The sequence below is a fragment of the Amycolatopsis sp. NPDC051045 genome, from assembly GCF_040682955.1.
Lineage (GTDB): Bacteria > Actinomycetota > Actinomycetes > Mycobacteriales > Pseudonocardiaceae > Amycolatopsis.
Window position 1 is genome coordinate 1 of record NZ_JBFBCC010000056.1, and the last position, 10886, is coordinate 10886.

Sequence of the window (10886 nt, forward strand, 5' to 3'; positions counted from 1 at the left end):
CAGGCGTTCACCACCCGCAGCTGGACCTGGGGCGGCTCCTGGGACACCCCGATCGACTACCAGCACTTCGAGAAGCCCTGACACCAGCCCGAAAAACCGCCGACGCGGTCCGTCGCACCCAGGGTCAACGCGACGGAACCGTGTAGGCGATGTCCTGCCCCGCACGTTCCCAAATGACGTCGGGGCAGTTCAGGCCCTCGGCGGACAGCCGTCGTTTGACGACCTTGAACGTCGATGTCCGCGGCAGTTCCCGGACCGTGCGCACGTACTTGGGCACCTGCTTGGGCCCGAGATCGGGCTGACCGGCGAGGAAACGGCCGAAGTCCTCCGGGGCCAGGGGTGTGCCGTCGGTGACGATGGCGGCCATCACCTGGTCGCCGGTGACCGGGTCGGGCACCGCGTAGACGGCGGTGTCGGTGATCGCGGGGTGCCGCAGCAGGATCCGCTCGATCGGCGCGGTGCCGAGGTTCTCCCCGTCGACGCGGAGCCAGTCGCCGAGCCGCCCGGCGAAGTAGCAGAATCCGTCGGCGTCGGCGTAGGCGAGGTCGCCGGTGTGGAACTGCCCGCCGCGCAGCCGTTCCGCGTCGGCCTCGGGATCGCGGTAGTACCCGGCGAACCAGCCGGCGCCCGCGGTGTTGACCAGTTCGCCGACGGCTTCCCCGGCGTTGCTCAGGTGGCCGTCGGGACCGAACTCGGCCGGTGGGCACGGACGGCCGGTGTGCGGGTGCAGGATGGCCACGTCACCGGCCGGCCGGCCGAGTGAGCCGGGCGGTGTGTCGTCGGTGCGGGCGAAACCCACTCCGCCCTCGGTGGAGCCGAACGCGTCGACGACCTTGCAGCCGAACCGTTTCTCGAACGCGGCCAGGTCGGCGCTCGCGCCTTCGTTCCCGTAGACGAGGCGAAGGGGGTTGTCCGCGTCGTCCGGACGTGGGGGAGTGGCGAGGACGTAGGACAGTGGTTTGCCGACGTAGTTGGCGTAGGTCGCGCCGAACTTCCGCACGTCGGGGAGGAAACCGGAGGCGGAGAACCGGCGGCGCAGGGCAAGGCCCGCGCCCGCCGCGAGCCCGACCGCCCAGCCGGCCATGATGGCGTTGGAGTGGAACATCGGCATCGTGACGTAAATTGTGTCCGATGTGGACAGTCCGAAGCGCTGGGCGAGCATCGCGCCGGGAAACGCGATCTTGCCGTGGGTGCAGCGCACGGCTTTCGGGTCGCCGCTGGTGCCGGAGGTGAAGATCAGCATCAGCAGGTCGTCCGCCGACGCGGGGACGGGATCGATCGGCGCGTTCGCCGTCGGCCACGATTCCAGGTCCCGGACGCCGATTCCGCCGAGGTCCAGTCCCTTCAGCAGCGGCTGGTACTTCCGCTCGGCGAGCACGAACTGGCAGTCGGCGAGCCGGATGTCCCGCGCGAGGGCGGCGCCGCGCCGGGTGGGGTTGAGCCCGACCAGTACCGCCCCGGCGAACGCGCAGGCGCCCAAGAGGACGGAGAAGGCCGGTACGTTATCGGCCAGGATGCCGACGTGCGGCGGTCGGTCCCCGCGCAACGTCTCCCGGAGGTCGGCCGCGCGGCGGGCCGAAGCCCGGACGTGTTCGGCCCACGAACACGTCTCGTCCTCGAACCGCAGGCCCGGCCGCTCGTCCTCGGCGCGGGCCAGCAGGAGCTCGGTCACCGTCGGGACGCTCATCCGCGCACCTCCCAGCGCCGGCGGGCAGAAGTGGAACAGGTTCTAGTTCTACCACGGTGGCCGCGCTGGGGTCCACGGCGTGGTGCCGGTGTCCGACGGTTTCGAACCGATTCGACGACGTGCCTCTGCAGTGTAAGTTTCAGGTCCCGCACGACTTTGCTGCCGGGAACCGACCGTCCGACTACGTTGGTTTTCGGGGCAGCGTAAGAGAGTTACGGCGCTTGCCGCCCTGTTCGGCGACCGGCGAGCGATCCTCGCGACCGGTGGGAACAAGACGTCGTTGACCTGCTGCCGACGGGGTTCGTACTATTCGGCCGAACCATCGCGCGAACCGGTTCGATGCTCCGTGAGCCACCCGGCTGCCGATACCGCAGGAGGGTCGATGAGGACGAAATCCGAAACCAGGACTTCTCCGCACGCTGACGCACCGCCGAGGGAATGGAGAGGAGCCCGGATGTCCGGCTCACCGCAACCGAGGAAACCGGCGACCAGGCCGCTCGCGCTGCTCGTCGTCCTGATCACCGTCCTGGCCGGCGTTCTGGTGCCCGCGGGGCAGGCGCTCGGAGCGACGAACACGTTCACCCTCGGAGCCACGCGTACCGACACCGCCGGCCGCGCGCTGCAGCTGCACGGCCTGGGCATCGTCCGGGTCGGTGACACCTGGTACGGCTTCGGCGAGGACAAGACCGGTCAGACCACGGCCAACACCGCCTTCCAGGACATCCCCTGCTACACGTCGACCGATCTGGCGAACTGGACCCACCAGGGGATCGCCCTGGCGAAACAGGGGAGTGGTGACCTCGGACCGAACCGCATCGTCGAGCGGCCCAAGGTTCTCTACAACGCCGCCACCCGGATGTACGTGATGTACCTGCACATCGACAACACGAGCTACTCCGACCAGCGGGTCGGGGTGGCGACCAGCCCCACGCCCTGCGGCCCGTACAGCTACCGGGGGAGCTTCCAGCCGCTGGGCAACCAGAGCCGCGACATCGGCTTGTTCCAGGACACCGACGGGACCGCCTACCTGCTGAGCGAGAACGCCGGCCGCAGCCTCCGCATCTACCGGCTGTCCGCGGACTACACGTCGGTGGCGAGTGCGGTGACGACGTTGCCGAACTACGAGTCCCCGGCCGTGCTCAAGGTCGGCGGGACGTACTACCTGCTGGCGTCCCACCTGACCGGGTGGGCCACCAACGACAACGTGTACGCGACCGCGACGTCGCTCGCCGGACCGTGGTCGGCGTTCCGCAACTTCGCGGCGCCCGGCACGAACACCTACAACAGCCAGACCGCGAACATCATCACGGTCCAGGGCAGCGCGGCGACCACCTACATCTACGCCGGTGACCGCTGGACGGGCAACGCCATGGGCAATTCGCCGCTGATCTGGCTGCCGCTCACCATCCGCGGTACGACGGTCAACCTCGGCCAATACCCGAGCTGGAACCTCGACGCCGCCGCGGGAACGTGGTCGGCGAATTCGGGGCTGCCCAGCGCCACGACGCACGTGCTGAGGAACGCCGGCAGTGCGATGGTGCTGGACGCCTCGGGCGCCTCCACCGCCACCGGCGGCAAGATCATCCAGTGGCCCGCGCACGGCGGTACCAACCAGCAGTGGCGGTTGACCGAGGTCGCCGACAACGTCTTCACGATGGTCAACGTCAACAGTGGACTGTGCCTCGACGTACCCGACCAGTCCACGGCGAACGGGATCCAGCTGCAGCAGTGGACCTGCACCGGCGCCGCCGGTCAGCAGTGGGCGGCGGATCTGGTGGGCAGCCTCACCGGCAGCCAGTACGTCCTGGTGAACGTCAACAGCGGCCTCGTGATCGGGGTGAGCGGGTCCTCGACCGCGAGTGGTGCGCCGGTGGCCCAGCTCGGCGGAACGGGTGCCTCGAGCCAGGTGTGGACGGTCTCCTGATCGTGGTGCGGCCGGTGAGGACCGGCCGCCCTGGTAGTACGGCCCGGTCCGCGGCCATCCGGTGATGTCAGCCGGTCGGGATCCGCTCAGCGGCGGGAACAGCAGATCATGCTGTCGCCGGGGATCGGCGACGAGCGACTGTCCAATCCGGACCCGCTGGAGGCCGGCGCCGGCAACTTCACCGAGCACTGGGCTCGATGTGGCGTGGTCGAACAGGTGAGGTCCCCCTCCGGTCCGTCGAGCCTGCCGGGCTGAGTGACCGGTCGGGCCCGCGCGGGTAAAAATGCGGGCCCGGTGTTCGACGGCGGAGGGGGAGACTGCGCCATGGCCACGACGACCGAAACCGGCCGGCGACAGCCGGACGAAACCGATCCACTGGCCTTCGAAGGGGCCGACCGGCTGGTCCGGCTGATCGGGGCGCTGTACCGCCGGCCGAGGATCGGGGACCGGCCGCGGGAACTGGACGAGGTCGGCGTCACCTGGAAACCCGGCTACCAGCAGGAACGGTCCGGGCGCCGCGGGCTGCCGATGGTCTGCCTGGTGCGGCCGCGGTCCTGTGCCGGGGTGCTGCCGGAATTCCGGCGGCTGCTGGAGGAGGCGCGCCCGGACGGCGTCCGGCACGCCGACCTCGACCTCGACCTCGGCCGTCGATCGTCGGCGACGAGGCGAACCCGGACCGGACGCTGCTGAGCCGGATCCAGAAGATCGGCCTGGCCGAACGCTTCCGCTCGACGATGCAGAACGTCGACGACAAACTCCCCGACGACAAGCTGTTGTGGAAGGTGCCGTTGCTGCTGCTGCGCGCGGTGACGGCGGTGACGTTCCGGCTCGCGGTCACCGGGCGGGTGCCGGTGCTGTCGGGGCAGTACCGGTGGTTCACGCGGCAGCCGCACCTCGCCCCGGAGATGTCCGGCAGCTTCCCGCGGTTCGCCCGGCGGCTCACCGACGGGGAGTGGCAGAAGAAGGCACCGGAGTACGTCTCGCGGCTGCTGGTGAACGCCTTCTTGGAGGATCTGCGGCGGGCCTACCGGTTGCGGTCGTGGCAGTTCTGGCGGCGGCGCCGGATGACGTACCCGGTGCTGATGCTCGACGGCGTCACCACCGGCAACGGCGGGTACCGGGTGCTGGAGCTGATCAACGCGGTCCGCAACCAGGTCGGGCTGTTCGACCCGCTGCTGGTGCTGAGCGCCAGCGAGGCCGCGCCACCGGACGCGACGCCGCGGAAGGGCCGCCCGAAGTACCGGGCGAAGCACTCGGGCGAGGCCTACCTGGCGTGGCAGAACGAGCTGCGGGACGACCGGCGGGCGCGGCGGGACACGGCCAGGTACCTGCCGATCGGGATCGACGATCCGGAGTCGGAGGCGGTGCTGGAGGAGTCGCGGCGGCAGCGCGACGCGCTCGGCGACGCCTACCAGCTGACGTCGCGGCAAGGCCGGGCTCCGTGGTGGGCGACCCGGTGGACGCGGATCGGCGTGCCGCTGCTGGTGATCGCGCTCGCGACGACCGCGGTGGTCGGTCGGCACCGGAGCACGCTGGCCGACCACTGCGGGACCGACAGCGAGTGGCTGATCAGCACCGGCAGCCAGTGCGTCGGGATGACCGACGGGTCGTTCGACCTGTTCCAGCCGTCGGACGACACCACCCGCCAGGTGGAGAAGGTGATCCTCGAGCAGAACCACCAGGCCGAGACGCTGCACGCGGCCCATCCGGAGCGGCCGTTCATCACGCTGGTGGCGCTGGAGGCGTTGACGTCGTCGAGCGGGACCGTCGACGGGCTCACCACCGAACGCGAGTCCCTGGAAGGGTTCGCGGTCGCGCAGCGGCGGCAGCTGAGCGCGCCGGCGGCTTCGGATCCGATCGTGCGGATCCTGATCGCGAACGCCGGCCGCGGGATGCGTGAGGGTGTGCGGGTCGCGAAGCAGCTTCGCGAACTCGCGGAGCAGGATCGGAGCATCGTCGGCGTCGTGGGGCTCGACCTGAGCAGTGAGCCGACCCGGCAGACCATCCAGGCGTTGACGGACGCCGGTATTCCGATGGTGGCCTCGACGTTGTCGGCGAACAGGCTGACCGATCAGAATCCGATGTACTTCCAGGTCACGCCGCAGAACCGGTGCGAGGCGGCGGTGGCGGCCGCGTTCGCCGGGACGCTCCCGGGGCGGCGGCGACGGGTTCGTCTTCTTCGCGGCCCGCGGCGTACCGGACTTCGGCCAGTTCGCCAGTGGCGCGGTGCAGTGTGCGGGCCGGGCGGTGATCCTCGGCGACGACGATGTCACGCGGTACGTGGCCGATCAGGTGGAACGGCAGCGGAACCGCGCGTTGCCCTATTACTACCTGTCGTTCGCGACCGAGCCGGTGACGGAGCCGAAGGGGGTGGCCCGGGACTTCTATTCGGCACTGGACCAGATGTTCCGCTTCGAGCAGACGGCGCAGGGACGTTCGCTGGACGGACACGCGGCGTTGGCCTACGACGCGGCCCAGGTGATGATCACGGCGACGGCGTACCTGCGCGAAACAGCGGCGAACATCCCGGTGACGCCCGGCGGGATCTGGCGGGAGATCACGGCCATCCACACGTCGGCGCCGGACGAGCGGCAGACGAACAAGTTCATCGAAGGCGTCACCGGGACGATCGACTACGGAGGCGACATCGGCCGGAACGTTCCCGAGGGAAAGCCGGTCGCGGTGCTGCGGGTCGAGGGCGGGGAAGTCGATGGGCGGATCCAGGGCTTCTGCGGGGCGGCCACCGGGCGGACCGCGGATCCCTGGTGCCCGCCCGGTGGCTGACGTCCTCCCGGGACCGGACGTGGCCGGTGCCGCTGCGCCTTCAGTCGCGCAGCTCCGCCAGCCGGCCCCACACCGACACGGCGACGATGGAGACGGCCAGCAGCGCGATGCTGCCCACGATGTCGAGAACGTAGTGGTTCCCCGTGGCGAGCACGTCCGCCGCCATGAGCAGCGGGAACGACCACGACAGCAGCGCCAGGCGTGGATGCGTGTCCCGGAGCGCGGACCACACGGCGTACGCGCACCACAGCGACCAGCCCACGTGCATGCTGGGCATCGCCGTGTGGTGGCCGGGATGCGTCCAGCTGTGCCGGGAGGCCCGGTCCAGGATGTCGTACCCGGCCACGATGTCGACGGCACCCGGCAGGGCAAAACGCGGCGGCGACATCGGCACCGCCCAGTAGACCGGCAGGACGAGAGCCATCATCGCGACCATCGTCCGGCGGACCTTGCGGTAGACCCCGGCGTGCCGGACGAACACCCACAGCAGGGTGCCGGCGATCACCAGGTAGTACGACCGGTACAGGTACACCGCCAGTCGGCTGAGGACCGGATTCCCGGTCAGCCACCCGTTCGCGCTCCGCTCGATGTCGATGTGCATCGCGTGTTCCGTGGCTTGGAGGGTCAGCGCGTTGGCGGTGGCGGCCGCGAAGTCTTTGCCCACGGCGGCGTCGAGACGGGTGAAGAGCAGGAACCAGAGCAGCAGGAAGATCAGCTCGACGAGCACACCGGGGCGCCCGCCGGCGCCCCGGAAGAGCGCGCTCGCCCGGGTCCGCGCGATCAGGCTCGGGCGTCCGGGAGCGGCCACAGCGGGCTCGTGGGCGTCCTCGGCGGTCGGCCGAGGACATCGGGGTCTGCCGTCCGGCGGCGAAGGCACGCGGTCACCATAGCTTGCCACCGTGCGAATTCACGGGCGGTGGTTCATGGTGGTCACCCTTCGGCCTGGCGGAGTGTCCGCATGGGAGCACCGACGTCGTCCGCGTACGGCGTGTGGCCGCTGCTCGTCTGCCGGAGTAGGGCGAGAGCCTCCTCGGAGGGGGAGCCGGTGGGGGTCGTGCACACGATCAGCACCTGTTCCGGTGAGCGGGCGATCGAAAGCGTCTGCTGTGTCACGGTCACCGTGCCGACGACGGGGTGGTGCAGTTCGTAGGACGCGGCGTCGCACGGTGCCACGCGGTGGTCGCCCCAGAGCGCGACGAACTCGGGGCTCTTCATCGTCAGTTCGCCGATCAGCTCCGCGAGGAGGGGGTCCTGCGGGTGCTTGCCGACGGTGATCCGCAGGTTGCCGACCACCGCGCGGGCCTTGCGCTTCCAGTCCGTGTACAGCTCCCGGCAGTGCGGGTCGAGGAACAGCATCCGGCTCGTGTTCGGCCGCACCGCCGGGTTGTCCGGGCTGGGGAAGTCCAGGTGGCCGGCCAGCAAGGCGTGGCCGAGGGGGTTCCACGCCAGCACGTCCGTACGCCGGCCGAGCACCAGCGCCGGGACGCCGTCCACGGCGCGCAGGAGGTCCCGCGTCTCGTCGGCGAGCTTCTCGGGCCGGGGGCGGCGCGGGCGGGGAGCGCGGCGGGCGGTCCCGGCGAGCCGGTCGAGGTGCTCGCGCTCGTGGTCGTCGAGCAGCAGGGCGCGGGCGATCGCCTCGAGCACCTCGGCCGAGGCCCCGCGGGACAGCCCCTGCTCCAGCCTCGTGTAGTACGAGACGCTGACACCCGCCAGCTGGGCCAGTTCCTCGCGCCGGAGCCCGGCCACCCGCCTGCGGGGCCCGACCTCGCGCAGGCCGACGTTTTCCGGTCGCAACAGCGTCCGTCTGGCCCGCAGGAAGTCGCCGAGTGGGCCAGGTCCGTCCATGCCCCCAGTATCCGGGGCCCCGCCGCTCCCAGCCACACCCTGCGCGGGGTAGGAAAACGGGGGAGTGGTCCGGGTGCGCCCGAGTGCCCAGGCTCGGTGCCATGGAGCAGATCACCCTCGGCGAGGTCACCGTCACCCGCATCAAGGAGTTCTACGGCTCGGTCGAGCTGACCCCGGGCGAGTTCTTCCCGGACAGTCCCGGCGGCTCGTGGGACGAGCACCGTGGCTGGCTGGCCCCCGACTTCTGGAACCCCGAGACGGACGAGTGCCACTCGGCGATCCAGTCCTGGCTGCTGCGCAGCGAGGGGCGCACGATCCTCGTCGACACCGGCGTGGGCAACCACAAGGACCGGCCGTACTCGCCGGTGTGGAGCCGGCTGGACACGGGCTACCTCGGCCACCTCGCCGCCGCCGGGGTGCGGCCCGAGGACGTCGACATCGTGGTCAACACGCACCTGCACGTCGACCACGTCGGCTGGAACACCCGGCTCGACGGCCGGACCTGGGTGCCGACCTTCCCGAACGCCACGTACCTGATGACGCGGCGGGACTTCGAGTTCTGGGACCCGGCCAACGAGCACGAGTCCGTGCTGGGCCGCGGGAACCAGAACGTCTTCGAGGACAGCGTCACGCCGGTCCACCAGGCCGGCCTGACCCGGCTGTGGGAGGGGTCGTACCGGATCGACAAGAACCTGCGGCTCGAGCTCGCTCCCGGGCACACCCCCGGCTCGTCCGTGCTCGCCTTGGAGTCCGGCGGCGATCGGGCCCTGTTCGTCGGGGACCTGGTGCACACCGCGCTGCAGATCGCCGAGCCGGACACCAACTCCTGCTTTTGCGAGGCCCCGGCCGAGTCACGGGCCACCCGGCACAAGCTGCTCGGCCACGCCGCCGAGAACAACGCGCTGGTTTTCCCCGCGCACTTCGGCGGCCGGGGTGCCGCGGAAGTCGAGCGCACCGGGTCGAAGTTCGCGATCAAGGAGTGGGCGGCCTTCTCCCGCATCTCCTGATACTCCAGGAAAGGAAGCGTTTCCCGTGACCCAGTACACCGACCCGGTCGTCGAAACCCCGGCGGGCGCCGTGCGCGGCGTCCGTGACGGCTCCGGTGAGTTCTACCGTGCCATTCCCTACGCGGCCGCACCGATCGGCGCCCGCCGGTTCGCCCCGCCCGCGCCGCACCCGGGCTGGTCCGGCGTCCGTGACGGCACGCAGCCTTCGCCCACCGCGCCCCAGCCGGTCCGCGACTTCGGCCGGCTCGACATGACGCCCTACTTCGGGCCGGGCTGGGTCCGGGGCGAGGACTACCTGACCGTCGACGTCCGCACGCCTGCCACCGACAGCGGCCGGCGACCCGTCATGGTTTTCGTGCACGGCGGCGGATTCGTCACCGGCTCGACCCGCGCCGCGCTCTACGACGGCAGCGCGTTCGCCCGCGACGGCGTCGTCCTCGTGACGGTGAACTACCGCCTCGGTGTCCCCGGTTTCCTCGACCTGGAGGGCGCTCCGCCCAACCGCGGGCTGCTCGACGTGCTCGCCGCGCTCGGCTGGGTGCGCGCCACGATCGCGGCGTTCGGCGGCGACCCGGACAACGTCACGATCTTCGGCCAGTCCGCGGGCGGCACGCTCGTCGGAGCGCTGCTCGCGACGCCGGAGGCCGACGGCCTGTTCCGGCGGGCGATCATCCAGAGCGGCAGCGGCACCGGCGCCTTCACCCCGGAACAGGCGCACCGGGTCACCGCCGCGGCGGCTGCCGCGCTGGGCGTCGAACCGACCGCCGAAGCGTTCGCCGCGATCCCGGACGAGCGCTTCCTGGAGATCCTGCCCGCACTGGCCGGGCTCGATCTGCGCACCAGCACCGCCGCGGACCCGCTGGCCGGCCTCAGCCCGTTCAGCCTGGTCCTCGCGGTCCAGCCCGCCGACGGTCTCGCCGACGGCCCGGCCCGCGACGTCGACCTGCTGATCGGCACCAACACCGAAGAGGGGCACCTCTACCTCGTGCCGCAGGGCAACCTGGAATCTTCCACGAACGCAGACGTGCTCGCCATCGCCGCCAAGGTGTCGGCGGACCCGGGAGCCGAGATCGCCGCGCACCGCGCGGCACTGCCGAACGCGACACCGGGCGAGCTGCGCTCCGCGGTGCTCGGGGAGGCCCTGTTCGGGGCCGGTACGGCCCGCATGGCCCGAGCCCACGCCCAGATCTCGGGTGGCCGCACCCACGTCTACTCGTTCGGCTGTCGCTCGACGGCCTTGAACGGACGACTCGGCGCCGCCCACACCGTCGAGCTGCCCTTCGTCTTCGACCTCGCCGACCAGCCGTGGCTGCACGGTGACACCGGCCTGCTCGGCCCCGGCCCCGCCCCAGGCGGCCTCGCGGCCCGGGTGCACGCCGCCTGGGTCGCGTTCGCCGGCACCGGGGACCCGGGCTGGGCCGCGTACGAGCCGCACCGATCCATGGCGGAGCCGCTCGGTGTCAGGCGGGGAGGACGATGACCTTGCCGTGCAGGGTGCCGTCGGTGGCGCGGGTGTGCAGGGTGGCCAGTTCGGGCAGCGGCACTCGTTCGGTGACCTCGACGCGCAGCTCGCCACCGTCGACGAGTGCCACCAGGTCGGCCAGTTGGTCGGCGTTGCTGCGGACGAACAGGTCGATGC

The 10886-nt window shown here is 71.1% G+C and carries 11 protein-coding genes; 7 read left to right on the forward strand and 4 right to left on the reverse strand.

Features of this window, described 5'->3' with window-relative positions:
• Window positions 1-81: M15 family metallopeptidase (locus tag AB0M80_RS43895; protein ID WP_364566638.1), on the forward strand; the 81-nt coding region annotated here is incomplete at its 5' end.
• Between the two features lie 43 nt (window positions 82-124).
• Here AB0M80_RS43895 and AB0M80_RS43900 read toward each other — a convergent pair.
• Window positions 125-1687, reverse strand: coding sequence for a long-chain-fatty-acid--CoA ligase (locus tag AB0M80_RS43900; protein WP_364576487.1), 1563 nt, complete (start codon window positions 1685-1687; stop codon window positions 125-127).
• A gap of 454 nt (window positions 1688-2141) precedes the next feature.
• Here AB0M80_RS43900 and AB0M80_RS43905 point away from each other — a divergent pair, with 454 nt between their 5' ends.
• The 4 genes from AB0M80_RS43905 (at window position 2142) to AB0M80_RS43920 (ending at window position 6529) form a co-directional block, all read left to right on the forward strand.
• A complete protein-coding gene (locus tag AB0M80_RS43905) occupies window positions 2142-3611 on the forward strand; it encodes an RICIN domain-containing protein (protein ID WP_364576488.1) in 1470 nt (489 codons plus the stop codon).
• 108 nt (window positions 3612-3719) lie between these two features.
• A complete protein-coding gene (locus tag AB0M80_RS43910) occupies window positions 3720-3866 on the forward strand; it encodes a hypothetical protein (protein WP_364576489.1) in 147 nt (48 codons plus the stop codon).
• 69 nt (window positions 3867-3935) lie between these two features.
• Window positions 3936-4301, forward strand: coding sequence for a hypothetical protein (locus AB0M80_RS43915; protein WP_364576490.1), 366 nt, complete (start codon window positions 3936-3938; stop codon window positions 4299-4301).
• A 44-nt stretch (window positions 4302-4345) separates the two neighbouring features.
• Window positions 4346-6529, forward strand: coding sequence for a hypothetical protein (locus AB0M80_RS43920; protein ID WP_364576491.1), 2184 nt, complete (start codon window positions 4346-4348; stop codon window positions 6527-6529).
• Here AB0M80_RS43920 and AB0M80_RS43925 read toward each other — a convergent pair.
• Together AB0M80_RS43925 and AB0M80_RS43930 are read right to left on the reverse strand one after the other, a co-directional pair.
• Window positions 6436-7203, reverse strand: coding sequence for a phosphatase PAP2 family protein (locus AB0M80_RS43925; RefSeq protein ID WP_364576492.1), 768 nt, complete (start codon window positions 7201-7203; stop codon window positions 6436-6438). The genes AB0M80_RS43920 and AB0M80_RS43925 overlap by 94 nt on opposite strands.
• 122 nt (window positions 7204-7325) lie before the next feature.
• A complete protein-coding gene (locus AB0M80_RS43930; protein ID WP_364576493.1) occupies window positions 7326-8240 on the reverse strand; it encodes a helix-turn-helix transcriptional regulator in 915 nt (304 codons plus the stop codon).
• 101 nt (window positions 8241-8341) lie between these two features.
• Between AB0M80_RS43930 and AB0M80_RS43935 the strand changes: the two genes are divergently transcribed.
• Both AB0M80_RS43935 and AB0M80_RS43940 read left to right on the forward strand, forming a co-directional pair.
• Complete coding sequence (locus AB0M80_RS43935) at window positions 8342-9247, forward strand: MBL fold metallo-hydrolase (protein ID WP_364576494.1); 906 nt, start codon at window positions 8342-8344, stop codon at window positions 9245-9247.
• 25 nt (window positions 9248-9272) lie between these two features.
• The gene (locus AB0M80_RS43940; protein ID WP_364576495.1) at window positions 9273-10727 is read left to right on the forward strand and encodes a carboxylesterase family protein; all 1455 of its coding nucleotides are present in this window, start codon (window positions 9273-9275) and stop codon (window positions 10725-10727) included.
• Here AB0M80_RS43940 and AB0M80_RS43945 read toward each other — a convergent pair.
• Window positions 10708-10886: zinc-binding dehydrogenase (locus AB0M80_RS43945; RefSeq protein ID WP_364576496.1), on the reverse strand; the 179-nt coding region annotated here is incomplete at its 5' end. The two genes, AB0M80_RS43940 and AB0M80_RS43945, sit on opposite strands and share 20 nt — an antisense overlap.

Bases quoted from the DNA above. Each gene is read 5' to 3' on its own strand.
- AB0M80_RS43900 (WP_364576487.1), bottom strand. From the start codon at position 1,687: ATGAGCGTCCCGACGGTGACCGAGCTCCTGCTGGCCCGCGCCGAGGAC.
- AB0M80_RS43905 (WP_364576488.1), top strand. From the start codon at position 2,142: ATGTCCGGCTCACCGCAACCGAGGAAACCGGCGACCAGGCCGCTCGCG.
- AB0M80_RS43910 (WP_364576489.1), top strand. From the start codon at position 3,720: ATGCTGTCGCCGGGGATCGGCGACGAGCGACTGTCCAATCCGGACCCG.
- AB0M80_RS43915 (WP_364576490.1), top strand. From the start codon at position 3,936: ATGGCCACGACGACCGAAACCGGCCGGCGACAGCCGGACGAAACCGAT.
- AB0M80_RS43920 (WP_364576491.1), top strand. From the start codon at position 4,346: ATGCAGAACGTCGACGACAAACTCCCCGACGACAAGCTGTTGTGGAAG.
- AB0M80_RS43930 (WP_364576493.1), bottom strand. From the start codon at position 8,240: ATGGACGGACCTGGCCCACTCGGCGACTTCCTGCGGGCCAGACGGACG.
- AB0M80_RS43935 (WP_364576494.1), top strand. From the start codon at position 8,342: ATGGAGCAGATCACCCTCGGCGAGGTCACCGTCACCCGCATCAAGGAG.